The organism is Rhizobium sp. 57MFTsu3.2, assembly GCF_012932765.1.
Lineage (GTDB): Bacteria > Pseudomonadota > Alphaproteobacteria > Rhizobiales > Rhizobiaceae > Rhizobium > Rhizobium altiplani.
In genome coordinates this window covers 1-25,740 of the sequence record NZ_JDWI01000035.1, presented here as the reverse complement: position 1 = coordinate 25,740, position 25,740 = coordinate 1, and the positions used below count along the sequence as shown (strand labels likewise).

Sequence of the window (25,740 nt, the reverse complement as noted above, 5' to 3'; positions counted from 1 at the left end):
TGCCTGGAGCTTACCAACCGCTTCGAATCATCATTTAAAATCAGTGTATAACGGGCTCGGCGACACGCCAGCCCCTGAAGGCCGTTTTAGGGAACGGCACTGTGGAAAGCTTTTCGGGTTTAGATTCAGAAGGAGGGTTTAAATGACTCTGCCCATTGATCTTTTTGGCAGTGTCCACAGGTGGATAACCGCACCTGGTTTTTAGGCCGCAGCCGCGGTGTGTCTCATAAAGGTCACACCACGGCCTGTCTCACAACGGGAATTACTTGCCCTTGGCCGCAAGCTTCTCTTCAAGGGCGGCGATCCGCGCAAGCAGCGCATCATTTTCATCGCGCGCCTTGATCGCCATTTCGCGTACGACCTCGAATTCCTCGCGCTTCACGATGTCGAGCGTATTGAGCCAGCGCTCCGCCTGCGCATTGAAGGCTGTCTCGATTTCCTTGCGCACACCCTGGGCAGCGCCGGCCGCATCCGTCATCAGCTTGGCGAACTCGTCCATGATGCGGTTTGCTCCAGTCGTCATGGCGATTTTCTCCCTTTGCTATAGACCAGTTAGGGCCACTTCGGCCCCTCAAGAATGAGGTAGGGCTTCGCCGCGGAGGATGCAAGCGGTTTGCTCTGGATAAGCCAGCCGGCGGCCTCCGATCGCCAACAATCGACTTGACCGCTCTTGATCGCAGCGCCATCTTCCGCCCACATCAAGCTTGGCGCGCCTTCAGAAAGTCGCAAAGGACGCCTTGAACTGAACCGCGTCAGACGCCCGATTCCATATTCCGGGCTTTGCGCCACCGAATGGGACAACCTTGCCGACAGCAGCCAATTTCATGGCGATCATGCCGTTCCCCGAGATCGACCCGATCGCCTTTTCGCTCGGCCCCCTCTCAATTCACTGGTACGGACTTGCCTATGTCGCCGGCATCATGCTCGGCTGGTACTATGCGCGTCAGATCGCCGGGAACAACAAGCTGTGGCCGGGCGACGTGTCCCCGATCACCAAGGTGCAACTGGACGATTTCATCATCTGGGTCGCGCTCGGCATCGTCCTCGGCGGCCGCATCGGCTACATCCTCTTCTACGACATGCCTGCTGTCATCGAGAGCCCGATCCGGGCGATACAGATATGGAATGGCGGCATGTCCTTCCACGGCGGCCTGACGGGCACCACCATCGCGATGATCGTCTTCGCGCGGCGCAACAGCATACCGATCTGGAGCCTGTTCGATATTGTCGCAGCAGTCGTCCCGATCGGCCTGTTCTGCGGCCGCGTCGCCAACTTCATCAATGGTGAGCTTTGGGGGCGCTTGACCGATGTGCCTTGGGGCATGGTTTTCTGTAACCAATATATCGAGCGGGCCGACGGTTACTGCCCCGGCGGCGACTTTGTTCGCCACCCCAGCCAGCTCTACGAGGCAGGTCTGGAGGGCATCGTGCTCCTCCTGGTTCTCGCCATGCTGATCTACGGCTTCCGCGCACTGAAGACCCCTGGCTTCGTCACCGGCGTTTTCGTCTGCGGCTACGCGCTTTCCCGCATTTTCGTCGAATTCTTCCGCGAACCGGATGCCCAGCTGGGCTACCTGCTGGGCACCAATTGGCTCACCATGGGCATGGTGCTTTCCACGCCGATGGTATTGCTGGGAATCTGGGCCATGCTTCGCGCTCGCCGTCAGGCTGCCCTGCAGCACTGATCGCAGCCTGACAGGAGGGGCATTCATGAGCACCGCGCTCGGTGAGAAGATCAAGGCTATCATTCAGGCGAACGGCCCGATCAGCGTCACGGACTTTTTTTCGCTGTGCCTCGCCGACCCCGAACATGGCTACTACAGGACCCGCGAGCCTTTTGGCCGCACAGGTGACTTCGTGACTGCACCCGAGGTAAGCCAGCTTTTTGGCGAGATGATCGGCGTCTTCATCGTCCATGCCTGGCAGCGACACGGGACGCCCAAAGGTGTCCGTCTCATCGAAATCGGTCCCGGTCGCGGCACGATGATGTCGGATATGCTGCGCGTCATTTCCCGTATCGCGCCGCCGCTTTTCGGAGACATGACCGTGCACCTCGTCGAGACAAGCGAGCGGCTGCGCGACATCCAGCAGGAGACGCTGGCGTCCCACGGCGACAAGGTCAGCTGGCATCAGGGCTTCGATGAAGTCCCGCCGGGATTCTCGCTCGTCGCGGCAAATGAGTTGTTCGATGCGATTCCGATCCGTCAGTTCGTGCGGACGCCGGCGGGCTTCCGCGAGCGGATGGTGGGCGTCGACGCAGCAGGCGAACTGACATTCGGCGCCGGCGTGGCCGGGATCGATTCAAGCCTCCTCCCCTGGCCGGAAGAGGACGTACTCCCGGGAACGATCTTCGAAGTCTCGCCGGCGCGCCAGTCGGTGATGCTATCGATCTGCGATCGCCTGAAAGAACATGGCGGGACGCTTGTCGCCATTGACTATGGGCACGTTGTGAGTGGCTACGGCGACACGCTGCAGGCGGTGCGCATGCATGAGTATGATCCGCCTCTGGCGCATCCCGGTGAAGCGGACCTGACGAGCCACGTCGATTTCCAGGCATTGGCACAGACCGCCACTGCGGCCGGGGTCCACGTCAACGGCATGCTTCACCAAGGCGATTTTCTCGTCGGCCTCGGCATTCTCGATCGCGCTGCCGTGCTTGGCCGGGATCGAGCACCACATACGCAGCAAATCATCCAGACCGCAGTCGACCGACTGGCCGCCGAAGGTGAAGGGCGTATGGGCGAACTCTTCAAGGTGCTGGCGGTCTCGCACCCGACGGTGGATTTGATGCCCTTCCGTTCGGTGGATTGACAGCGCGAGCGCCGCTGGGCCAACATCCGCGGCAATCGACCAGGCATTGCCATCCAGTAAGGCGCACAAGCATTCAAGCAATTTTGGAAGTTCTAATGACGCAAGCAGCATCTCCGGCACCGATCCAAAGCGCGCTGCTGAAAGAGGCAACCGGTGACGCAATTCTCCATGGCTACTTCACCCGGCAAGGCGGCGTTTCGGACGGCATTTATCGCGGCCTGAATGTCGGCCTCGGCTCGCACGATGAGCGCGAGAAGGTTCAGGAGAATCGCCGCCGCGTGGCTAGCTGGTTTGAATTGCCTGTCGAGCGTCTCGCTACTGTGCACCAGGTACACTCTCCCGATGTGGTCGTCGTCGACAGGAACTATAACGGCTCCCGCCCCTCAGCGGATGCGTTGGTAACGGCAACTCCGGGCATAGCGCTCGGGGTGCTGGCTGCCGATTGTGGGCCAATCCTCTTCGCCGATTCGGAAAACGGTGTCATTGGCGCCGCTCATGCAGGTTGGAAGGGTGCCCTCACCGGTGTTTTGGAAAACACGATCGACACGATGGTCCAGCTTGGCGCGAAGCGCGAAGCCATCGTTGCCTGCCTCGGCCCATCGATCAGCCAGGCGAGCTACGAGGTTGGGCCGGAATTTGTGGAACGCTTTGTCGCTCAGGATCCATCTTACGAGCGCTATTTCGTGCCATCAGGAAAGCCTGAACACGCGATGTTCGACCTCCCTGCCCTGACGATCGACCGGCTGCGCGCCGCCGGCATCCGCGCAGAAAGCCTTGGGCTCTGCACCTATCCCGATGCCGAGCGTTTCTTCTCGTACCGCCGGACCACACATAACAAAGAGCCGGACTACGGTCGGCAGATTTCTGCAATCGCAATCAGGGAGATTTGAGCGGTATGGCCTTGCACTTCGACCGACCCGAATTCGCCGTCCGCCTCGCGCGTCTGACAGACAAGATGCGCGAAGAGAAGCTGGATGCCCTGCTGCTGTTTGCCCAGGAAAGCATGTACTGGCTGACCGGCTACGACACCTTCGGCTACTGCTTCTTCCAAACGCTTGTCGTCAAGGCCGACGGGACGATGGCGCTGATCACACGCTCTGCCGACCTGCGTCAGGCGAAACACACCTCCATTCTGGAAAACGTGCAAGTCTGGGTCGACCGCGTAAATGCCGATCCGACCGTCGACCTTCGGAACCTGCTGGTCGAGATGGATCTGCTCGGAGCCAGGATCGGCGTCGAATACGACACCCATGGCATGACGGGCCGCGTAGCCCGGATGCTCGACGCGCAGTTGACGTCCTTCGGCCAGATCGTCGACGCGTCCTATCTCGTCAGCCGCCTGAGACTGATCAAGAGCCCAGCCGAAGTCGCCTATGTTGAACGCGCTGCTGTATTGGCCGACGATGCGCTTGATGCGGCACTCGCGCTGACCAATCCCGGCGCAGACGAAGCGGATATTCTGGCCGCGATGCAGGGCGCCGTTTTTGCCGGTGGTGGCGACTATTCCGCGAACGAATTCATCATCGGCTCTGCCGAGGACGCCCTGCTTTGCCGCTACAAGGCCGGCCGCCGCAAGCTCGATACCAACGACCAGTTGACGCTCGAATGGGCAGGCGCTTACGCGCACTACCATGCGGGAATGATGCGTACCGTCGTCATCGGCGAACCGAGCTATCGCCATCGCGAACTCTACAACGCCTGCTTCGAAACCATCCAGGCAATCGAAACGGTATTGAGGCCGGGCCACAGCTTCGGCGACGTCTTCGATATGCATGCGAAAATCATGGACGAGCGCGGCCTGTCGCGCCATCGCCTCAATGCCTGCGGCTACTCGCTGGGCGCCCGTTTCTCGCCATCCTGGATGGAGCATCAGATGTTCCATGTCGGTAATCCGCAAGCAATCGAACCGAACATGTCGCTCTTCGTGCACATGATCATCATGGATTCCGACACGGGAACTGCGATGACCCTCGGGCAGACTTATCTCACGACGGACAACACACCCCGCGCGCTTTCCCGCCACTCTCTGGATTTCATCAACGTCTGAGACAAGAATCCGGAATTGACACAGACCCGCACCGGCCTTCATAAAGTGCATGGGGCCGGCACTGGGAAGGATGTAACGAGGGATGACGCGAGTCGCGACTGCGCCAGTGCTCCTTGCCTGCTTTGCCCTAACCGCCTGCAACACCACCGACGCCTTGGTCCCGCTGGTCGACATCGGCGATTCCTCACCAAACATGCGCTCATCGCCGGTAACGCAGGGCGACGTGGAACGCATGGCAGGAACCCAGCCCCGCCAGCAGGCCTTTGCCGCTCAGCAGCGGTCGAACGGATATCATCCCGCCTACAGCCAGGCGAGCTATCGTCAAGGTTCAGGCGCACCGCCTACCACGATGGAAGCCCAGGCGATGGCCTTGGAAAGCGATATGCGCTCGCCGGCAGCCTCCGTGCCAATCAAGGCGCAGACCCTGCCGGAGCCAATATCCAACGCCCAGGCCGAGGAAGAAGACATGGTGGAAGCGCCCGCTCGCGAACCGCCTAGACAGCAAACCCAGACTGCCATGCTGAATACGAGTTCGTCCTCGGCAGGTGGGACGACCGTCCGCTTCCTTCCGATCATCGGGGCACCGGTTCAGGCGGTTACACCGCTTTCGCGCCAACTCGGAGCGGAGGCCCGCTCGCACGGCCTTTCCATCAAGAGCTCGAACGACAGCTCAAGCGCCTACATTCTGAAGGGATACCTCTCCGCCTTTTCCGACAGCGGCAAGGTCACCGTGGTCTATGTCTGGGATATTCTCGATGGCAGCGGCGCGCGCCTGCACCGCATCCAGGGACAGGAAAGCGTACCCTCGGAGGCGCTGGATCCCTGGGCCGGCGTTCCCGCCTCGGTTATGCAGCAAATCGCCTCGAAAACCATCACCGACTTCTCAACGTGGCGCGATGCTCGCGGCGGTTAAGCCACAAGGTTTTTAGAAATATGAGCGCAGATGACGCCTTAGCCCTTGCATTCAGGAGCAAGCTGGCTAAAAAGCGCGGCTATCAGCAGGAAATAGGCGGACCAAGATGAAGGTTTTCGCAGGCAATTCGAACCGGCATCTCGCCGAAGCGATCTGCAGCTATCTCAATGTGCCTTTGGGCAAAGCCAGCGTCAGAAGATTTGCCGATCAGGAAATCTTCGTGGAAATTCAGGAAAACGTTCGCGGTGAAGACGTGTTCGTCGTCCAGTCCACGTCTTTTCCGACGAACGACCATCTCATGGAACTGCTCATCATGATCGATGCGATGCGCCGCTCGTCCGCGCGCCGCATAACTGCGGTTCTTCCCTATTTCGGCTATGCCCGCCAGGATCGCCGTGCCTCGGGGCGCACGCCGATCTCCGCCAAGCTCGTCGCCAACCTCATAACGGAAGCCGGCGCCGATCGCGTGCTAACCCTCGATCTGCATGCAGGCCAGATCCAGGGCTTCTTCGATATTCCGACGGACAATCTCTACGCCATCCCGGTCCTGACCCGTGATATCAAGGCCAACTACGACATCAGCAACGTCATGGTGGTTTCGCCTGATGTCGGCGGCGTTGTTCGTGCCCGCGCGCTCGCCAAACGTCTCGACTGTCTGCTGGCGATCGTGGACAAGCGCCGCGACCGCCCGGGTGAATCCGAAGTCATGAACATCATCGGCGAAGTTGAAGGCAAGGACTGCCTGCTGATCGACGACATCGTCGATTCCGGCGGCACGCTCTGCAACGCAGCCGATGCGCTGCTTGCCAAAGGGGCGGCAAGCGTCACCGCCTATATTACCCACGGCGTTCTCTCGGGGGGCGCGGTCACCCGCATCACTTCGTCGAAGCTTCGCGAGCTCGTCATCACCGACTCGATCCAGCCGACGACGGCTGTCCAGTCAGCTCACAACATCCGCGTTGTGAGCACGGCGAGCTTGATCGGTGAAGCGATCAACCGCACCAGCCAGGAAGAGTCGGTTTCCAGCCTGTTCGACTGAAGCGTTTCAAAACTTTCAACACCGCAGACGTTTGATCTTCCCCGGAAATGCAACTTGAGCTAGGATTTGAAAAGAAATCTAGCTGCAGGGGAAGAGTCATGACGCTCGCCGGTTTCCTGTTGCCTCGGAAGATCGCCCTGTTTGGGCTCATTTCGCTTCTGTCTGCCTGCACTGCCGACGTAGGACCCAATTATTGGCGCCCGCCACCTCGCGCGCCCAGTCCGCAGATATGCACTCTGGAATACAATCCCGTCTGTGGCCAACGCGGCGGACGTGTCCAGACCTTCGCCAATGCATGCCAGGCGCGTGCAAATAACTTTACAATCATCAGCCGTGGCCAGTGCCGCCGGCCGCCTCCGATGACATCGCGTCCGACACCTCTTCCGTCGAGGCCGCAGGTGTGTACCATGGAGTACGCTCCGGTCTGCGGCCAACGCAGCGGACGTGTTCAGACCTTCTCTAACGCGTGCCAGGCTCAAGCAGCCAACTTTACGGTCATCAGCCGCGGCCAGTGCCGCCGCCAGCCCGGCATAACAGTGCGCCCGCAGCGTCCGCCACCGCCGCGGCCCGGTGGCATATGCACGCGTGAGTACCGCCCAGTCTGCGGCCAACGAGGTTCACAACTGCGCACCTTCTCGAATACCTGTGAAGCTAACAACAGCGGCTTCCGCATCATACGCCAGGGCGCATGCAGGTAATGAAGTGGCGACCCTGACAAGTCGGCTTCCGCTTATGCGGGAGCCGAACTCCGTTTTTCGAAAACGAGTAAAAGCGCGACAAGCGGATCTGACTGACCGCAGTCGCTTAGGCAGCAATGTTTGACGCGGCCGACATGACCTCCTCGGGAGCCGGTACGCCGAACATACGTCGGCCATCGTCGGCCACCTCGGTAAAGCACCATCTGACGACGCCGTCGCGGTCAAGAAGGAACTCGCCGACCAGTTGGCCCTCACCCGTCGCAATCATCCGCTTGTCGTCGTCCGTGAACTCGTAACCATCGGCATTGTCGAGGTATTCAACAGCCGCCAGCGGGGCCATCGGCTCAGGCAGGTCAGGCATATCGACGCGCATCGACGTTAGCGTGTCGAGGCTAACCTTGTAGGGCCACGCTGTTTCCGATTGCGTGAACTCGATGTTGGGAAGCCCGAAGGCGCGATGCGATACCCTGTCGGGATCGGAGGCCGCCAGCAGATTGGGCAAGGGATGATACCGGAAATAGAGGCGTGCCCGATCGATAGGCGTATTGACCACCGTCAGACTTTCGATGCCCTTTTGCTGGAGGTCGCCCGCCAGGCTCGCCATCGCGGCGATTTGCCGCCTGCAGAATGGACAGTGGAGCCCGCGAAACAGGCCGACCAAAACCGGCTTCTGTCCTCGGAAGTCATCGATCGATATCTTGCCCTGACGCGTGATCGCATCGAGAATGACGTTCGGCGCGCGGTCACCGGGCTGCAGCGGTCTCTCGCTTTGATTTTCGGGCATGGCACCCTCCTTCATTTGCGCGTCGGCGAGCAAGCCGAGCAGAAGAAAAAATAGCGAAAACTCAGCACCTTACCTGCCGGCATTGAATCAATCCAGGAAGGGCAGCACGACGAGCGCGTCGGGATCCAGCCCATGCCTGACGCAAACATCCTGCGCGAGCGAAAAGTAGCGCTCCGCCTCGGCCATATCGTCCTTTTCCAAGTTCAACGTCGCAAGCCCATCATAGCATGGAAAGAGAAGCTGTGGCTCGCCGATTTCACGCGCGAGCTGAAGCGCTTCCTCGTAGTAGTTCCGAGCCAGGTCCGGTTCCCCGTGACACTGATGGATCTGTCCGAGCACGATGAGGGGCACCGCCAGGTGATCGCGCTGATCCAGCGCCCGGTCGATCTCGATCGCTCTTTCAGCCGCCGGCACTCCCTCCTTGGCACAGTTGTCGGTGAAGGTGCAGCAGGCGACCGCGAGGTTGGCGAAAAGCCGGGCTTGAAAACCGAGGTCGGAGATGCGCTTGGCAACATCGAGGCCCTGGCGACACACATCGATGGCACGCCGCGGATCGACGATCGTATAGAGAACGCCGAGATTGGAATAGGCGCGACAGGCCGCGCCGAGAAGCCCCGCCGTTTCGGCAACCTCCAGACTTCGCTCGACTTCGCGCACCGCCTCGCGGTGCCGCCCCAGCCGCGCCAGCGCCACCCCCTTTGTATTCAGCGCCTCCGCTCGCACCTGCGCAGCCTCCGAGGCCACGGAGCCTTCCCCATCCAATGTTGCAGTGTTGAGGCAGGACAGTGCATCATCGGCCCAACGCGCGGCAGCGGTCTGATCGCCCTTGCGGAAGGCGAGATGCCCACGCTCCTGAAGCAGATGGGCAAGTTCGATGGGTGCATTGCTCACGCTCAACAGCGAGGCGGCCTGCGCATAGTCGGCGTCCGCAAGATCACTTCTGCCCGCAGCAAGATTGAGGCGGCCGAGCTTGCGCAGGATCCGCGCCGCACCCGGCTGATCACCAGCTTCCTTTAAGGTCGTCAGTGCGCGGCCATAGTGTTCGCGGGCCGTCTCCCGCTCTCCCGCCGGCCCGCAGAGATCAGCGAACCGTTCATAGAGAGCAAGCAACTCCGAACCGGCTTGCGGGTTATCCGAAATTGCCGCAAGCGCCTCGCGGTAGAGGCGCATCGCATCGTCGTTTGCGTAGGTCTTGCGGGCCAAATCACCCGCGGCCATGAGGTATCGGACGCCCTTGCTCACCTCGTCGGCCCGGCAGTAGTGACGGCCGAGTTGTGCGATATCCTCGAGTCGAGCGGGTATGCCGTAATGTATTCTCTCGATCGCGGCCCCGATACGCGCATGCAGCTCCTTGCGGCGCTGTAGCAAGAGATTGCCATAGATGGCATCGTGCAATAGCTGCTGCGGGAAGCAATAAGAGATCGCCTTTGCCGAAGCAGCACCAGGCGTTTCCTCAACGACCTCGGCCTCGCAGAGAAAATCCAGCCCACGCTCGACACACTCTGCATCCGATGCGACGGCGCGAAGCAATGCCAGATCGAAGCGTGGACCTATAACGGCAGCTTCCTGCGCCAAACGCTTGACGTCGGGCGGCAGGCGGTCGACGCGCGCCAGCAGCATCGCCTGCAGGCTCATCGGCACCTCGGTTCCCATTTCGCCACCCGCCATGCGCCAGCATCCGTTCTCGAAATGAAGTGCCTCGGTCTCGATCAGCGCCCGTACGATCTCCTCGATAAACAGCGGATTGCCGCCCGCTCGCGCGAGAATTCGTGAGCGCGTCTTCGCAGGCACGGAACTGTCCACGCCAAAGAATTGCGTCAGCAGAGCCTCGCCATCCTTACTCGAAAGCGGCGCGAGCCGCATGACGGTGCGGTTGATCCGGCTTGACTCCAGGCCTTCGCCCTCGGCAACCGACCGTCCTGTCGTCAGCATCATCAGGCGCGTACGTTCGAGCCGGTCCAGGACGAAGCGTAGCGCCTCGATCGAAGCGGCATCCGCCCAATGGAGATCCTCCACCACCAGCAGCAGTGGGCTTAGCGACAGCCGCCGTTCAAAGATCGTACGCGTGGCGTAAAAGATCTGCCGCCGCAACTGCTCTGGCTCGACATACCGCAGCGCTCCATCCGGATCGCCGAGGCCCAAGACATGAGAAAGGAGCGGCGTCAGACCCGCGACCTCGCTCTCGCTAAAACCAAGGTCGACCAATCCCGTTGCCAGCAGTTCGGCCGTCCGGGCTGCGGTTTCCCGCTCAGCTATCCCGTAGGCGCTGCGTAGAACCGATGCTAGCGTCCCATAAGATTGCTCCCCGAGGGGTGAGCAGACGGCACGCCGTACCACCACCTGCCCGAACCGCTCGGCTTCGGCGACGTTCTGCAGAAACTCCTTGACCAATCTTGACTTGCCGATGCCAGCCTCACCGACGAGCTGGACGAGTTGCGCATTGCCGCCACTGGCGCGATCCAGGCAATTGGACATCCGCGACAGTTCCGAGTCACGCCCGATGAGTTCGGCGTGCAGGCCTAGGCTTTCCAAACCGCGCGCGGCGTGAGGCGTCTCCATCCGTCCGAGGAGACGATGTACCTGTACATTTCCCGTCTTCCCGCGAAGGGCAAGCGAACCGAGATTGTCGAACGCGAACGCATGCCGCGTCAGACGGTAGGTTACCGGGCCTACCAGTATCTCGCCTGGACCCGCCATCGTTTGCAGTCGTTGGGCCGTATTCACTGTATCGCCGGTCACCGAGTAGGATCGCGCAGCCGCCGCTCCGAAACCACCGCTGACCACCGGCCCTGTGTTGATGCCGACATGCAGCTGCAGCGGATCTCCACCGGCCAGATCCAGCCATTTGGCGCCAAGGCGGTCAGCACCCGCAATCATGTCGAGTGCTGCGCAAAGGGCACGATCGGGATCGTCCTCATGTGCTGTCGGGGCCCCGAACAGCGCAAGCAACGCGTCACCGACAAACTTGTCAACATAGCCGCCATAAGCCTCCACGGCCCGCGTCAACTCCTCGAACAGTTCGTTCTGCAGCGAGCGCATCAGTTCCGGGTCAGTTCTCTCGCTGAGCGCAGTAAAGCCGCAGAGATCGGCAAACAGAACGGTCAGCGGACGCCGGTCGGCGGCATCGTCAGGCATGGATGTAGGCGGGACTGCACGCGGCGGCGGTTCGGCAGGAACTGCACGACCTTCGGCCGGGCCAAGAGGTGTTCCACATTTTGGGCAAAACGCAAAATCGGGCTGGCATGTCTCGCCACAGGAGGCGCAGACGATCGGTTGTCTTGCGCCGCACTTCGGGCAGAACGCAAAACGACTTTCGATCGCAAAACCACAGGCGGCACAATTCATCGGCCTGCCTCTCTGAGCGCGCCGGCCTCACCTAGAGAGCTGACACTGGCAACACAGCATGGACCTGCCGGGGGCGCCCCGCAAGGCCCCTCGCCTTGAGCTGCAAGGCTAACGTAGCAGGCTCAATCCGCGCCCTTGATGACCTGGCCGTTGATCGTGACGGAGCCGTTTTGCGCGACGCTGATATCCCAGCGTTGACGCCCGTCGGGATCAGTCTTCGCAAAGCCCTTGGCCATCATCAGGCCGAACGACACCTGATTGAGCTCGGCGTTGGTCTTCGCAAGCTCCTGAACGGCGGCGATCGTCTTGTCGAGATCACGCGCCAGAACCGTCGCTTCCATGGAATAATCCTTGGAAGTATCGACCCGTCCGCGGACCTTTGCGGAAATCTCGGCATCGTAAACGCTCGAGACCGCGCTGATCTTCGGGAACTCCATGACCAATTCGCCGCCCTTGAAGAGCCGCTCGACCGCCTTCTTGCCGCTGTCTTCTGACGATGCGCCGCTGAAATCGACCTTGAGAAACTCATCGCCGAACGCCGCAAAATCCATGTTGGGTATCGCCAACTGCAGCTGCAATTGCCGGGGCACGAAGTCTGAATAGGCCGCAGGAACGATCGCGCTCGCGAAACTGATTTGATCCGCCGTCACACCCACTCCAAAGCGCGTCGCGTCGGTCGCGCCGTCGAGTGCAACCTCATAATTGAGGTTCTTGGCGCCACCGTTACCCGCGGCACTCGACACTGTGAGATTGTTGAAGTCGATCGTTTCGTTGAAGCTCGTCAGCAACGGAAACGCGTCACGAAGCATTTCCTTCAACTTCTCGCCGTCCGCCACAGCAAGTTTCTTCTCGTCGGCGTGGTCGGCCACGAACATGATGATGTCGCGAACCTTGTTCACGGGCAGGCCGTTTACCGCCGCTGCGAAATCGATTGTGTCAGCGCGGATTTCGACCGGAGGCACTTCGCGACTGCTGATCTTCTCTAGGAATCCCGCGGCCGAGCCGCTGGTGGCAAAATTCGTCGTGCCGGCCGCAGCACCCTCCGACGACGTCAGTTTGTATTTCATGCTATCAAAGCCGGCGCTTACTTCCTCGGCTTCGGTCTTGGATGAGAAATTCACGGCCTTCGTAGAGAAGTCGCCCGAGCGGAGATAGCTGATCGCCGGGTCGAAAACGCCACTGAAAATGAAGGTCTCGATGATGTAGGCAAATTCCGTCTTTGGCTGTCCCGACGCCTTGAAGCTGCCAGACACATTGAGGGAATTGTTCCCCTCCACGCTCCACAGACCGGTATCCAATCGCGTTGCGAACATCGACCACGGCGTCAAGCCGGTGACTGTAAAGCTGCCCGGATCGATGCTCTTCAGAAGCTTCGCAAAATCATAGATGATCTCGTAGCGTGTCCCAGCCGGATTGACGGTCACGAAACCGTCTTTCGCCACTCTCTTCGGCAGCAGTCTCGTCAGGCTTTCTTGAACCTGCCTGGCCCCAGCCTGGTTGATGTCAGCGGCATAGGCCGCAGATGCCAAGGCGAGCGCGATCGTACTCGTTGCCGCAATAAGATTGAGCCGCATATCCGAACTCCTCCGCCGCTTGTGTTTTGCGAGCATGTGAGGTTTCCGCGCGGCGGATGTCAAGCCGTGTTGCAGTGCGGTGGTCAGGCCGCCGCATCGGCCCTCGAAGCAACGACCTGGCGATCTGTCGCGCCTGTTCCATCGCCATTGACGAGGGCCTCGATGTCTGGACGTGGCATCGGCTTTCCGAAGAGGAAGCCCTGCACCTGAAGGCAACCTTCGCGGCGGAGGAAATCGACGTGCTCTTCGCGTTCTACGCCTTCGGCGAGAACCGGAATATCAAGGCTCTGCGCAAGAATGAGCGTTGAGCGAACGATCGCTGCCGACTGCTTGTTGGTGACGACGCCATCGACAAAAGCACGGTCGATCTTGATCTTGTCGAACGGGAAGCTTTGCAGCGTGGAGAGAGACGAATAGCCGGTGCCGTAGTCGTCCATTGCCACCTTGACGCCGAGCTCCTTCAGCCGGCGGATGGCGTTCAACGCGTGCCCGTGGTCGGCAATGATGCCGGTCTCCGTAATCTCGAGTTCGAGGCGTGGCGGTACCAGACCCGTTTCGGCGAGAATCTGCTGTACAATCTGCGGCAGGCGGCTGTCTGCGAGCTGTTGGGCCGCGACATTAACCGCTATGCTCAAGGGGTTCTTCCAGCTGGCCGCTTCCACGCAGGCGTTACGCAACACCCATTCGCCGAGCTCCATGATGAAACCCGTTTTCTCGGCGATCGGGATGAATTCGACCGGCGAGATGTAGCCGCGCGTCGGGTGTTTCCAGCGCAGCAACACCTCGAAACCCAACACCGCACGCGTCATGGTATCGTTCTGCTGCTGATAAAAGAGTTCGAATTCGCCCCTCTTCAGCCCTTCGCGCATCTCGATCGCCAGCGCACTTCGTTCCCGCGCTGCTTCGTCCATCGAGGGATCGTAGAAGCAGATACTGCTCCCCGCCGTCGTCTTGGCACGATACATGGCAACGTCAGCCTGCGAAAGCAGGTCATCGACGGTGCGCGCCTTGTCCGGAAAGCTGGAGATGCCGATGCTGGACCCGACGCTAAGCGACTGGCCATTCCACTCGACCGGTCGCTCGATCTCGTCGAGCAGGCGCTGCGCAACACTTCTGGCCTCGGAGCGGCCAACGTGATCGCGCATGACGACCACAAATTCATCGCCGCCGATCCGGGCCACGAACTGTCCCTTTTGCATGACCTTCACCAGCCGCTCGCCGATCGCCCGCAGCACGGCGTCGCCAGCCGCGTGACCATGCACATCGTTGATCTCCTTGAACCGATCGAGGTCGAAGCAGAGAGCGGCGACATTCCAGCCGATTTCATGGGTCCGTTTGGTCACGGTGGCGAGATGTTCGTTCAGCGCCGCGCGGTTTGCGAGGTTCGTCAGTGGATCGTGAAGCGAGAGATGACGATAGCGAGCGACGGCCGCTTCCGTCGACTGCATGTCGATAATGTAGGTGGATGCGCCGAGGAGCAGGATGATGACCATGACGGTACCGACCAAGCTGGTCATCACGCCCACCGAGAGAATTTCGCGAGGAACTGCGACCGTCACATCCGGGACGATCGTCATGCCCGCCATGCCGAGGAAATGCGTGGAAACGATCGCAAGGATCAGCGGCAAGGCCGCCCCAACCGGGCTGAAGCGCGCCGTCGGCCGCACAACCCGGCGCGCCATGAGCGCGCCAAAACCGGCCGCCGCAATCAGCGAGGTAACGACATAGGCAGTATTCCATTGGACCTCGCCGGCCACCTTGTAGCCGGCAATACCGACGTAATGCATCGCTGCGACACCAAGGCCGACGATTGCGCCCCCGGCCTCGACAAGCGCGTCCTGGCTTCGCATCGAGGCGACCGAAAAGCCGATCATGGCGGAGGCGATGCCGATGAAAAGCGACAGCAGCGTCAGATCCGACTCATAACCGCTGAGCGTCGGCGCTCGGAAGCCAAGCATGGCGATGAAATGGGTCGTCCAAATTGTCGCGCCGCCGACGAACCCTGACAGGAACAGCCAATTGAATTTCTGGAACCCATGGGTGCGCCGAACCCGCGAAAAAAGCCGTACCGTGAGTAGCGAGCCAAGCAGGCAGATCACGGTTGCAAAGGTCAGGTGCGGCCAGTTGTGTTCGGCTGCAATGCAGGTAAGGAGACGTGGCATCGGAGAGACCAGGTTGCGTTTTGGCCTTCATAACCGCGCCGACATTTTGTATTACTTAATCTCTGGGGGAAATCCGGCCGTATAGTTAAGCCTTCGCGATCCGCTTCAACTTCCGCAACCGTTGCCTGGTGCCACTCGCCAAGTGCTTGTCCCGCACCATGATCCCCGCCACCTGTAAGGCACCAGCTTGCGTTTCCGTCACATCTATACTATAGCGCACGCGTCCGCGCAGACACCCTTGGAGGCAACGCGGATGAGGATGGGGTAACCCGCCTCCAGTTCCGCGGCAAGCATAGGCCTCCGCGGGGCTCTCCAAATAACCTCGGAAGGAAAAGTCATGAGCCACGAAAGCTACGAGCTCAAGGCCGAGGCGCGCGAACGGGTTGGTAAGGGGTCCGCCCGTGAACTTCGCCGCAACGGTTTGATTCCCGCTGTCATCTATGGTGACAAGCAGGCCCCCATTTCTATCGCTCTCAACACCAATGAGGTGACGAAGCGCATTCATGCCGGTGGTTTCATGACCACGATCGCGACCATCGAGGTCGACGGCAAGAAGTACAAGGTTCTGCCGAAGGACTACCAGCTGGATCCCGTCCGTGACTTCACGATGCACGTGGACTTCCTGCGCGTTTCCGGCAACACCCAGGTCACGGTTGAAATCCCGGTTCACTTCATCAACGAAGAGAAGTCCCAGGGTCTCAAGGCTGGCGGCGTTCTGAACATCGTTCGTCACGAAATCGAAGTTCACTGCCCGGCTGATGCGATCCCGGAATTCTTCAACGTTGACCTGAACGGCAAGAAGATCGGCGACAGCATCCACATTTCCGACCTTACCCTGCCCAAGGGTGTAACGCCGACCATTTCCGATCGCGACTTCACGATTGCGACGGTTATCGCCCCGGCTGGCGGCGTTGACGAAACGGTTGCAGAAGAAGGCGAAGCAGAAGCCTGATCGCTTCCATGATTTGTAAAGCATAGGGCCCGCTTTCTCTCGAAGGCGGGCCCTTTTCATTGGTTGCAAGGAGCCTGTTTCAGCAACATTTAATACATTTCATGGAAGCATGCCGGTACGTTTTTGAAAGACCCACGGGCGTCGAAAACCGTGAATGCAAAGTGCGGCTGGGAGCAAAACGGAACAATGCACAATTCCGTTGAAAATCGTTTTTTGGCAATCATTTGCGGAGCTTTGCTGCTCTTCGTTGCTCCACTGTTCGTCCTTTTTCTTTTTCTTTCTTCCGAGCGCGCAGACAAGGAAATACGCGACCACATCTCGGTTCTTCTTGTCGCCAATTCTCAGGCCCTCGCCAAGCCGCTCTGGGACCTTGATGATGACAGCGTGACGCAGATCAGCGCGACGATCGTTTCGCAGGGCGCGATCGTCAAGGTCCAGGTTCGCGACCAGTCCGGCCAGCTGGACGTCACGCAGTCGACCATACCGAAGTCGTTCAACGGCAACCTCGTCCAGGTGTCGCGCGCGATCATATACAACACGATCGACGGCCCGAAGAACCTGGGCACGATCTCCGTGTTCTATCCAGCGCTCGGTCTCTTCTCCGGCCTCAAGCACGAAGAGATCGTCTTCATGTCGATCTTCATCTTCGCGGTGCTGGCCGTCTTCAGCGCCGCCTTGATCGGCAATCGAATCTTCATCATCCGGCCACTGATGCGCCTGACGGCAGCCGTCGAGGCAACCCGCCAGCTGGGCTCGCGTCATCACGTCAACTGGCAATCGAACGACGAGATGGGACGCCTCGCCAGCGGCTTCAATGAGATGCAGTCGAAGCTCGAAAGCGAGGAGCGCGAATTGAAGCTCGCGCATCGCCGTGCCGTCGACATTTACGACCTGACGCCGGCGATGCTGTTCTCGCTCGACGAGGATGACCGCATAACGGCGGTCAGCGACTATTGGCTCGTCGCGACCGGCTATGAGCGGCCGCAGGTGGTCGGCCGCAGGTTTGCAGACCTCGTTACACCAGATACGCGTGAGGCCTTCCTCGGGCGCAAGAATGACCTCGATGGCGGCGCCGCATTCGACGTGACGGTCAAGTTCATATGCGCCAGCGGCAGCATCATGGATGTGCTCATCCTTGAATCGACAGCAGCCACCGCGGGTCATGACCGGCTCTCGCTGTCGGTAATGACCGATGTCACCGAGCTGAAAGCTTCCGAGGCACGCAATCACGAGCAAGCAATCCGCGACCATCTGACCGGCCTGCTGAACCGTCAGGGTTTCGAGTCCGTGCTCGATACCAAAATTCAGCAGGCGGACGCGCTCGGTCAGGAACTTGCCTGCCTGTTCGTCGACCTCGACCGTTTCAAATGGATCAACGACAATCTCGGCCATGCCGAGGGTGACAGGGCTCTTCGGGAGTTTGTCGACCGATTGAGGATGCATCTGGCGCCATCGGACCAGGCGGCACGCCTGGGCGGCGACGAATTCGCAATCCTTCTGCCGGCAAAAGATGCCGCGCGGCGGGCGGGCGCGATGGCCGAGCAGATCGCCTCCATCTTTGTCGAGCCGTTCGGTCCGGACCTGCATTTGAGCGCCAGCGTCGGCATCGCCATCTACCCGCGTCATGCCGCGAACGCTGCCGAGCTGTTGCAGAAGTCTGACATGGCCATGTACGCGAAGAAGCGCGACGGCAAGAACGGTGCGCAGCTCTTCGACAACCGCATGATGGACCACACTAGGGCTCGCGCCGAAATCGAGACCTACATCGAGGCAGGCCTCGCGGAGGATTGGTTCGACGCCTATTTGCAGCCGATTGTCAGCCTCAACGGCCGCGGAGTCGCCGGTTTTGAGGCGCTGATGCGCCTGAACCATCCGCAAAAGGGTTTGATGGCGCCGGCCGAGATCATCAATGTCGCGGAGGAGACGGGCAAGATCATTCGCGTCGGTAATGTCATTATGGAGAAGGCGATCGCCCACCTTGCAGCCATTTCCAGGCTGCCGGGCATGCAGGACAGCTATCTCGCCATCAACTTCTCTCCTTTGCAGTTCGAAGCCGCCCTGCCCGCGCGCCTTGCCGCATTGCTTGGCCGCCACGGCATCCTCCCGCAGCGCATCGTCGTCGAAATCACGGAGGCAGTGTTGATGCATAACAATCCGCTGATCCGCACTATCGTTACCGAGATGCGCCGCTTCGGCTGCCGGATTGCCCTCGACGACTTCGGCACGGGCTATTCGTCGCTGAGCTATCTCAATCGCTTCCCGGTCGACATCATCAAGATCGACCAGTCGTTCACCCGGTCAATAAACGACGCCAACGACGACGTTCGCCAAAAGAGCCGCACGCTGGTGGAGAGCATCACGACGCTGTCCCACAGGATGGGCTGCACCGTTATCGCCGAGGGTATCGAGACCGAGGACGAATGCCACACGCTGCACGATATGGGCCTCGACTTCGGTCAGGGATACCTATTCCATCGTCCGCAGCATGCCGCCGCTCTGATCGAGCGCCTGTCAGCGTCGGGCCAGCTCATCGCACGAGCTTCGTGAACCGGGGAAGAAGAGCAACACGATGAAGAGACTGCTGCTTTCTATTCTGTTGAGCCTCGGTGCCTCGACACATGCCATTGCCGCCGGCGTCACACTCGCCACGGAGGAATACCCCCCCTTCAGCTACCGCGACGGAAAGACCGTAAAAGGCGCGTCGGTCGAGCAGGTCGAAAAAGTGATGAAGGACGCCGGGATCGACTACACGATCGAGATGATGCCTTGGGCCAGGGCCTACAATCTTGCCCAGACCACCCCTATGAGCTGCGTCTTTACGACCGCTCACAATGCGAAGCGCGACCCGATGTTCAAATGGGTCGAACCCTTGCTGGTCGATCGCAACATCCTCATCACCAGAACGGGCTCCGGCGTGGCAGCCAAGGATCTAGAGGAAGCCAAGAAGTATACGGTCGGTACCCAGCGCGAAGACTATACGGAGATGACACTGAAGGAGAGCGGCTTCACGAAGCTCGACGTCACCACTGACTTCAATTCGACGCTGCGCAAGCTGCTCAATGGCCGCATCGACATGATGCCTATCACCGAAATCTACTTCGAGAAGCTCAAGGCAGAACAACCCTTGGAGAAGGTCACGGTGCTTTCCACGCAACAAATGGGGATCGCCTGCGAAAAGGACTTCCCTGGCGACCTGCTGGCCAAGATGCAGGCGGCGCTGGACAAGCTGATTGCCGACGGCACGCAGAAGTCCATCTTCATCACGTATGGCCTGAGCCCCGCAGACTGATTTTTCAACGTTTGCGGTCTCGCCGTCTTGACTTTGACGCCGTTTCGCGGTGGTGAACGCATAAAGCACATTGCAAGGAATGAACGAGCCATGCTTGTTATCGCGGGTCTCGGCAATCCCGGTGGCAAATACGCCGGAAACCGCCACAACATCGGCTTCATGGCCGTCGATGCCATCTACCGCCGCCATAGTTTTTCGCCCTGGTCGAAGAAGTTCAAGGCCGAGATCGCCGAAGGCGAAATTGCAGGCGAGAAGGTGCTGCTCATCAAGCCGCAGACCTATATGAACCTCTCGGGCGAAGCCGTCGGCGAGGCCATGCGCTTCTACAAGCTGCAGCCGGCCGACCTCGTCGCAATCTATGATGAACTCGACCTGCCGTCAGGCAAGGCACGCCTCAAGACGGGCGGCGGCCATGGCGGTCACAACGGCATCAAATCGCTCGACGCTCATTGTGGCAAGGAATATCGCCGCCTGCGGCTCGGCATCGGCCACCCTGGTGTCAAGGAATTGGTGCAGCATCACGTGCTCGGCGACTTCGCCAAGGCCGATCAGGCTTGGCTCGAGCCGTTGCTGGATGCACTTGCCGATAACGCCGACATGCTGGTTCGCAAGGAAGACTCCCAGCTGATGAACAAGCTGGCACTTGCACTCGGCGGCAAGGCCGAAGAAGAAACGCCGAAGCCAGAGAAAAAGCCGGTGGCGAAGTCTCATATCCGCGCGGCCCGCAACAACAACCAGCCGAAGTTGCCCACAACAGGACCAATGGCCGAAATGCTGAAGAAGATGTTCGGCAACAAGGGTGATTGAGTATGTCAATCGACGAACTCGTCATTCGTTCCGCCGAGGCCGCCGACCTTCCGAGCCTGCTTGCTCTCTACCATGACCTAAACCCTGCTGATCCGGTCATCGACCGCGAGCGTGCCGAAGAGCGGTTCGAAGCGATCCTCGCGCAACCGGGAATGACTGTCTTCGTCGGCATCGCAGGTCGGGCCGCCGCTTCGTCCGTGACGCTGATCGTCGTCCCCAACCTGACCAGGAATGGTGCATCCTATGCGCTGATCGAAAACGTCGTCACGGCGGCCCGCTACAGGCAGCGGGGCTACGGACGGGTGCTGATCCAGCACGCCATCGAAACCGCATGGAAAGCAGGTTGTTACAAGGTGATGCTGCTAACCGGCTCGAAGGATCCTGCGACGCTGCGCTTCTACGAGAACTGCGGCTTCACGCAGGACAAGACAGGCTATCAGGTCCGGCGCGCCGACAACTACTCCTCCGGCTCCGCCGTCAACATCAGCGGAAAACCGGCCTCCTTGGCATAATCCATCGCCTCCTTGACCTTCGTCTCGGCGATATCCTTCGTGCAGACCACAACAACGCTTGATCCCATCTTGTGCGCCGTCATCATCACACGGTAGCCGGTCTCCTCACTCATTCGGAAGACGACCTTGAGGATCATCACCACGAATTCGCGCGGCGTGTAATCGTCATTGAAAAGGATCACCTTATAGAGCTTCGGCCGGTCCAGCTTCGGCTTCGACTTTGTCTTCGGTTTAAGGGCAATATCGTTGTCACTCATCGGAAACCCACCCGTTGATGACATGGAGAGGCGAGAACGTTCGCCGATGTCTATATTGCGCTGCAAGGGCGGGCGTTCAACCCCTCAGAATGCAAGAGACTTGCGCTAAAAGCTTGACCGCAAGGCGCGTTTTATCCCATAGCCAGCACCAACGAATTCAAGAACAGCAGGTTTTCAGGCCATGGGCTTCAAATGCGGTATCGTCGGTCTGCCGAATGTCGGCAAATCGACACTCTTCAACGCGCTCACCAAAACGGCAGCAGCGCAAGCGGCAAACTATCCCTTCTGCACGATCGAGCCGAACACCGGCGAAGTCGCCGTTCCAGATCCCCGCATGCAGAAGCTGGCGGCAATCGCCGGCTCCAAGGAAATCATCCCGACCCGCATCTCCTTCGTCGACATCGCCGGCTTGGTGCGCGGCGCGTCGAAGGGTGAAGGTCTCGGCAACAAGTTCCTCGCCAACATCCGGGAAGTCGATGCCGTCGTGCATGTGCTGCGCTGCTTCGAGGACGACGACATCACCCACGTCGAGGGCCGCATCAACCCGGTCGGCGATGCCGACACGATCGAGACCGAGCTGATGCTCGCCGACCTCGAAAGCCTTGAGCGCCGCGTCGAGCAGACCCGCAAGCGCGCCACCGGCAAAGACAAGGACTCGATGGCACAGCTGCCGGTCATGGAATCCGTGATCAAGCTGCTGAACGAAGGCAAGCCCGCACGCCTGCTCTTGAAGACGCTGGCGGCCGAGGAGATCGAGATCCTCAAGGGCCTCAACCTCCTGACGTCGCATCCGGTCCTTTATGTCTGCAACGTCGCGGAAGCCGACGCTTCGACCGGCAACGAACACACAAAGGCAGTCGCCGCCATGGCCGAGAAGCAGGGCGCCGAATGCGTCATCATCTCGGCCGCGATCGAGTCCGAAGTGGCCCAGCTTCCCGAAGAAGAAGCAACCGAGTTCCTATCGGCGCTCGGCCTCGAGGAAGCCGGGCTCGACCGGCTGATCCGTGCCGGTTACCATCTGCTCGACCTGATCACCTATTTCACCGTCGGCCCCAAGGAAACCCGCGCCTGGACGATCGTTCGCGGCACCAAGGCGCCACAGGCTGCCGGCGTCATCCACACCGACTTCGAACGCGGCTTCATCCGCGCCTTCACCATCTCCTACGACGACTACATCAACTTCAAGGGTGAAGTCGGCGCCAAGGAAGCAGGCAAGGGCCGTGACGAAGGCAAGGAATATGTCGTCCAGGACGGCGACGTGATCCACTTCCGCTTCAACACCTAAAGCGGAACCGAGGCGACTGCCGCCTATGCCGGCGGCAGTTTCTCCTGGATCGCTACCGGCAGCCGGCGCATCACGAACCGCCGAAGCGGCATCCATCCGGTCCCAATGACGAGCACGATCACGCCAACGGTCAGAAGCGTGATGTAAATATAGGTATCGACGCGCGCGTCCCCCTGGCGGAAGATGCCGTAGACAGCAAAGCCCAGCGATACCAATCCCGATGTCACGAAGGCACGCCGGTCGATGACAAGCCCGATCAGCATGAGCGCGATGACGGTCGCGATGACCACCGGCGTGCGAAACGACACGGTCTGCAACGCGGCAAGCGTACCGCCGCTGAGCCCCGCAAGCGAAATGACGCTATAGAGCAAAGCCGGCGCGGCACCCAAATGAAGCCAGAAGGCAACGTCGGAATTGACTGTACGACGCAGCGGGTCCCGCAGGTCGAATGTCATGGCCAAGGCAAAAAGACCGACCGCACACGCGATCGCGATGATCGACAACACGAGCGGATGATTGACCTCGAACAGAGGATCGCCGGTCAGCCAGCCAAGCGCGCGCAGGACCAACTGCAGAAAGACCACAGCCGCCCCCATGATCGTCAGGGCAAGCGCGAGCGGTACGCGATAAAGCAGATAGAAGAGCCCCAGCACGACTGGAAAGGCAAGGGTGTACTGCAGCGCAACGTTGCCACCTATCGCAACGAAGGAAAGTGAGTCGTCCAGCCACTGCGCGGCCGCACTTGCCGTCCAGACGGCAAGTGCGATCGTTAGCGCAACGGCCGGCAGCGCCAGCCTTTGACGCCGAACAAGGATCTCGGCAAGGACAACGATTGCCGGCAGCACGGCATAGATCGAAGCGATGCCCCAAAGGCCGGCCAAAGCTACGATGATGCCGATGGTTATCAGGACGTCGTGAAAGCCGCGCACGAAGCTCGGCGTTTCGGTATCCGAAAAAGGCGCCAACGGTCTGTGCAATTCGGGCGAAGGCTGATCGACCTTGACGCCGCGCGCAATCAGGAACGGCAGTAGCCGGTCAGCAGCCTGGCGCGCAATGATGCCTTCACGCTCAGCCTCATCGAGGATCAACTTCAGTTCTGGCATGTTCAAAATCTCGTGGGAATCGTTGAGTCGCGTCGAATGCTATTGTAGTCGTTCTGAAACTCCTACGAGGTGAAGAAGAATTTGTCCGATCAGAAACTCGCCTTTGAAGATTTTCAGCCGGGTCGGCGTTTTGCGCTCGGCCCGAGAGCAGTAACGGCAGAGGAGATCATCGAGTTCGCGCGCGAATTCGACCCGCAGCCGATGCATGTCGACGAGGCAGCGGGCCGCGCCAGCATTCTCGGTGGACTGGCGGCATCCGGCTGGCACACGTCTGCGCTGTTCATGCGCATGATGGCGGAGAGCTTTCTCGTCAATTCGTTCTCCCAAGGTGCGCCCGGTGTCGATTTCATGGAATGGCGAAAGCCTGTCCTTGCCGGCGATACGCTCTCCGGCCATTCGACGGTCATCGAGTCGCGCGCGCTGCGCTCGAGACCGGGCATCGGTATGGTGAAATTTTGCCACGAGGTCGAAAACCAGAAGGGCGAACTCGTCTGCCTCTCAGCGAACTCGATCATGTTCGCCCTGCGTGACATGCTGGAGAAGACCGCATGATCATGGCTGAACGCTACGCCAGTGGCGAAAAGACAGAAATCGGCAGCTACCTGTTCACGGCCGAGCGCATCGTACACTTCGCGGAGCGCTTCGACCCGCAGCGGTTCCATTTGGATGCCGAGGCAGCGAAGTCTTCGCTCTTTGGCGGCCTTTGCGCGTCGGGATGGCACACCTGCGCGGCATGGATGAAAACCTTCGTTGCCTACTGGAGCGCGGAATGCGCGCGACTGGCAAGCGAGGGTATCAAGCCGCCCAAGCTTGGCCCCTCTCCCGGTTTCACGAAACTTCAATGGCTCCGGCCGGTCTTCGCCGACGAGGAAGTGACCTATTCCGTCACGCTGCTTTCGAGCCGCCCGCTGGTGTCCCGCCCGGGGCGTCGCTTGAACACCATTTTTTGCGAGGGGGTGCTCGCTGACGGCACGCCGGTGGTCCGGTTCGAAAGCACCGTCATCGAATTTGAATAGTCGCGGGCCTCAGTGGCCCGCGAATTCCACCAGCGTGCGAACGTCCACGCCAAGCTCTTCCAGTTTTCGGCGACCGCCAAGGTCCGGCAGGTCGATGACGAAGCAGGCAGAAACAACCTCCGCCCCCATCTGCCGTAGAAGCTGCGTGGCGGCGACGGCCGTTCCTCCGGTCGCAATCAGGTCGTCGACGAGGATAACCTTCTCGCCCGGCTGAACCGCATCCAGGTGCATTTCCATCTCGTCCACGCCATATTCAAGGCTGTAAGCAACGCGCACCGTATCGCGTGGCAGTTTGCCTTTCTTCCGGATCGGCACAAACCCGGCGGAGAGCTGGTGTGCGACGGCGCCGCCCAGGATGAAGCCCCGCGCTTCGGTTCCGGCAATCTTGTCGATCTTCAGGCCCGCATAGGGTTGGACCAGTTCATCAACGGCGCGGCGGAAGGCACGCGGATTGCCGAGAAGCGTGGTAATGTCGCGAAAAATGATACCGGGCTTGGGGTAATCCGGGATGGAGCGGATGCTGGCTGCTAGCTCCGAAATCGTATCACTCATGGAATGTCCGTATTCTGCAGGGCTTCAATTCGGCTGCACCCTATCAACTGCCAGTGCCGGAACCAACAAAAAAGGCGGCCCGAAGGCCGCCTTTCCCTAAACTCTGGGCAAATCCCTCAGTGTTCCTTGTTTGCGTAGACGGAGCGCTTGGTCAGGTAGATCAGTCCGGAGAAGATGACCAGGAAGACCATGACCATGAAGCCGGTGCGCTTGCGCTCCTCGAGATGCGGCTCGGCGGCCCACATCAGGAAGGAGGAGACGTCCTTGGCGTACTGGTCGACCGTCGCCGGCGAGCCGTCGTCATAGGTCACCTGGCCGTCGGAGAGCGGCTTTGGCATGGCGAGCGCGGCAGCACCGGCGAAGTACGGGTTGTAGTGCGTGCCCTCGGCCACCTGGACGCCGGCCGGCGGCTGCTGGTCGTANCCGGTCAGCAGCGAGTAGATGTAGTCCGGACCGCCTTCCTGATAGCCGCCGACGAACGGGATCATGTCGATCAGGAACTGCGGGAAGCCGCGCTCGATGCCGCGCGCCTTGGCGATCAGCGAGAAGTCCGGCGGCGCCGCACCATTGTTGGCGGCAGCCGCCGCCTCGTGG

At 60.3% G+C, this 25,740-nt stretch carries 24 protein-coding genes; 15 read left to right on the top strand and 9 right to left on the bottom strand.

Annotated features, from left to right (window positions below; genetic code table 11):
* Positions 1-262: 262 nt before the first annotated feature.
* On the bottom strand, positions 263-523 hold the full coding sequence (locus AF71_RS26930; RefSeq protein ID WP_007534115.1) for an accessory factor UbiK family protein: 261 nt from the start codon (positions 521-523) through the stop codon (positions 263-265).
* Between the two features lie 280 nt (positions 524-803).
* Between AF71_RS26930 and lgt the strand changes: the two genes are divergently transcribed.
* The 7 genes from lgt to AF71_RS26895 all read left to right on the top strand — a co-directional run bounded on the left by lgt (position 804) and on the right by AF71_RS26895 (position 7,508).
* The gene (gene lgt, locus AF71_RS26925; protein WP_192241936.1) at positions 804-1,685 is read left to right on the top strand and encodes a prolipoprotein diacylglyceryl transferase; all 882 of its coding nucleotides are present in this window, start codon (positions 804-806) and stop codon (positions 1,683-1,685) included.
* 25 nt (positions 1,686-1,710) lie between these two features.
* Positions 1,711-2,811 carry a class I SAM-dependent methyltransferase gene (locus tag AF71_RS26920; RefSeq protein ID WP_018857224.1) on the top strand — a complete coding sequence of 367 codons (1,101 nt, stop codon included), beginning with the start codon at positions 1,711-1,713 and terminating at the stop codon, positions 2,809-2,811.
* Positions 2,812-2,906: 95 nt separating this feature from the next.
* Complete coding sequence (gene pgeF, locus AF71_RS26915) at positions 2,907-3,701, top strand: peptidoglycan editing factor PgeF (RefSeq protein WP_018857225.1); 795 nt, start codon at positions 2,907-2,909, stop codon at positions 3,699-3,701.
* Positions 3,702-3,706: 5 nt separating this feature from the next.
* A complete protein-coding gene (locus tag AF71_RS26910; RefSeq protein WP_113471216.1) occupies positions 3,707-4,858 on the top strand; it encodes a Xaa-Pro peptidase family protein in 1,152 nt (383 codons plus the stop codon).
* 82 nt (positions 4,859-4,940) lie between these two features.
* Complete coding sequence (locus AF71_RS26905; protein WP_113471217.1) at positions 4,941-5,771, top strand: hypothetical protein; 831 nt, start codon at positions 4,941-4,943, stop codon at positions 5,769-5,771.
* Between the two features lie 106 nt (positions 5,772-5,877).
* A complete protein-coding gene (locus AF71_RS26900) occupies positions 5,878-6,810 on the top strand; it encodes a ribose-phosphate pyrophosphokinase (RefSeq protein ID WP_018857228.1) in 933 nt (310 codons plus the stop codon).
* A 47-nt stretch (positions 6,811-6,857) separates the two neighbouring features.
* Positions 6,858-7,508 carry a Kazal-type serine protease inhibitor domain-containing protein gene (locus AF71_RS26895; protein WP_312867292.1) on the top strand — a complete coding sequence of 217 codons (651 nt, stop codon included), beginning with the start codon at positions 6,858-6,860 and terminating at the stop codon, positions 7,506-7,508.
* Positions 7,509-7,614: 106 nt separating this feature from the next.
* Here the strand turns inward: AF71_RS26895 and AF71_RS26890 are convergent, their stop codons facing one another.
* From AF71_RS26890 to AF71_RS26875, 4 genes are all read right to left on the bottom strand, one after another.
* Positions 7,615-8,292, bottom strand: coding sequence for a peroxiredoxin-like family protein (locus AF71_RS26890; RefSeq protein ID WP_018857229.1), 678 nt, complete (start codon positions 8,290-8,292; stop codon positions 7,615-7,617).
* A gap of 87 nt (positions 8,293-8,379) precedes the next feature.
* A complete protein-coding gene (locus AF71_RS26885) occupies positions 8,380-11,637 on the bottom strand; it encodes an adenylate/guanylate cyclase domain-containing protein (RefSeq protein ID WP_169683853.1) in 3,258 nt (1,085 codons plus the stop codon).
* Between the two features lie 122 nt (positions 11,638-11,759).
* Positions 11,760-13,211, bottom strand: a complete 1,452-nt coding sequence (locus tag AF71_RS26880) for a hypothetical protein (protein ID WP_018857231.1) — start codon at positions 13,209-13,211, stop codon at positions 11,760-11,762.
* A gap of 83 nt (positions 13,212-13,294) precedes the next feature.
* A complete protein-coding gene (locus AF71_RS26875) occupies positions 13,295-15,373 on the bottom strand; it encodes an EAL domain-containing protein (protein WP_169683852.1) in 2,079 nt (692 codons plus the stop codon).
* Positions 15,374-15,710: 337 nt separating this feature from the next.
* On the opposite strand from AF71_RS26875, the gene AF71_RS26870 reads away from it, so the two are divergent.
* The 5 genes from AF71_RS26870 to AF71_RS26850 all read left to right on the top strand — a co-directional run bounded on the left by AF71_RS26870 (position 15,711) and on the right by AF71_RS26850 (position 20,933).
* Positions 15,711-16,325 (top strand): 50S ribosomal protein L25/general stress protein Ctc, encoded by a 615-nt coding sequence (locus AF71_RS26870; protein ID WP_018857233.1) that lies wholly within the window; start codon positions 15,711-15,713, stop codon positions 16,323-16,325.
* Positions 16,326-16,511: 186 nt separating this feature from the next.
* Positions 16,512-18,872: an EAL domain-containing protein gene (locus AF71_RS26865; RefSeq protein ID WP_113471221.1), complete on the top strand. Its 2,361-nt coding sequence runs from the start codon at positions 16,512-16,514 to the stop codon at positions 18,870-18,872.
* Between the two features lie 22 nt (positions 18,873-18,894).
* The gene (locus tag AF71_RS26860; RefSeq protein WP_018857235.1) at positions 18,895-19,614 is read left to right on the top strand and encodes a transporter substrate-binding domain-containing protein; all 720 of its coding nucleotides are present in this window, start codon (positions 18,895-18,897) and stop codon (positions 19,612-19,614) included.
* A 90-nt stretch (positions 19,615-19,704) separates the two neighbouring features.
* Positions 19,705-20,421 carry an aminoacyl-tRNA hydrolase gene (gene pth, locus AF71_RS26855; RefSeq protein WP_018857236.1) on the top strand — a complete coding sequence of 239 codons (717 nt, stop codon included), beginning with the start codon at positions 19,705-19,707 and terminating at the stop codon, positions 20,419-20,421.
* A 2-nt stretch (positions 20,422-20,423) separates the two neighbouring features.
* The gene (locus AF71_RS26850) at positions 20,424-20,933 is read left to right on the top strand and encodes a GNAT family N-acetyltransferase (RefSeq protein ID WP_169683851.1); all 510 of its coding nucleotides are present in this window, start codon (positions 20,424-20,426) and stop codon (positions 20,931-20,933) included.
* On the opposite strand, the gene clpS is transcribed toward AF71_RS26850, so the two are convergent.
* Positions 20,879-21,190, bottom strand: coding sequence for an ATP-dependent Clp protease adapter ClpS (gene clpS / locus AF71_RS26845; protein WP_025661709.1), 312 nt, complete (start codon positions 21,188-21,190; stop codon positions 20,879-20,881). The genes AF71_RS26850 and clpS overlap by 55 nt on opposite strands.
* Positions 21,191-21,371: 181 nt before the next feature.
* Between clpS and ychF the strand changes: the two genes are divergently transcribed.
* Positions 21,372-22,475 (top strand): redox-regulated ATPase YchF, encoded by a 1,104-nt coding sequence (gene ychF / locus AF71_RS26840; protein ID WP_113471223.1) that lies wholly within the window; start codon positions 21,372-21,374, stop codon positions 22,473-22,475.
* Positions 22,476-22,498: 23 nt separating this feature from the next.
* Here ychF and AF71_RS26835 read toward each other — a convergent pair whose 3' ends face one another.
* On the bottom strand, positions 22,499-23,578 hold the full coding sequence (locus AF71_RS26835) for a hypothetical protein (RefSeq protein WP_018857240.1): 1,080 nt from the start codon (positions 23,576-23,578) through the stop codon (positions 22,499-22,501).
* An 81-nt stretch (positions 23,579-23,659) separates the two neighbouring features.
* Here AF71_RS26835 and AF71_RS26830 point away from each other — a divergent pair, with 81 nt between their 5' ends.
* Positions 23,660-24,130, top strand: a complete 471-nt coding sequence (locus tag AF71_RS26830) for a MaoC family dehydratase (protein ID WP_026371798.1) — start codon at positions 23,660-23,662, stop codon at positions 24,128-24,130.
* Positions 24,127-24,594: a MaoC family dehydratase gene (locus tag AF71_RS26825; RefSeq protein ID WP_018857242.1), complete on the top strand. Its 468-nt coding sequence runs from the start codon at positions 24,127-24,129 to the stop codon at positions 24,592-24,594. Before AF71_RS26830 ends, AF71_RS26825 begins: the two co-directional genes overlap by 4 nt.
* A 9-nt stretch (positions 24,595-24,603) precedes the next feature.
* Here AF71_RS26825 and AF71_RS26820 read toward each other — a convergent pair whose 3' ends face one another.
* Entirely contained in the window at positions 24,604-25,146 is a 543-nt protein-coding gene (locus tag AF71_RS26820; RefSeq protein ID WP_018857243.1) for an adenine phosphoribosyltransferase, read from the bottom strand.
* Positions 25,147-25,262: 116 nt separating this feature from the next.
* Positions 25,263-25,740: cytochrome c1 (locus AF71_RS26815; RefSeq protein WP_246733831.1), on the bottom strand; the 478-nt coding region annotated here is incomplete at its 5' end.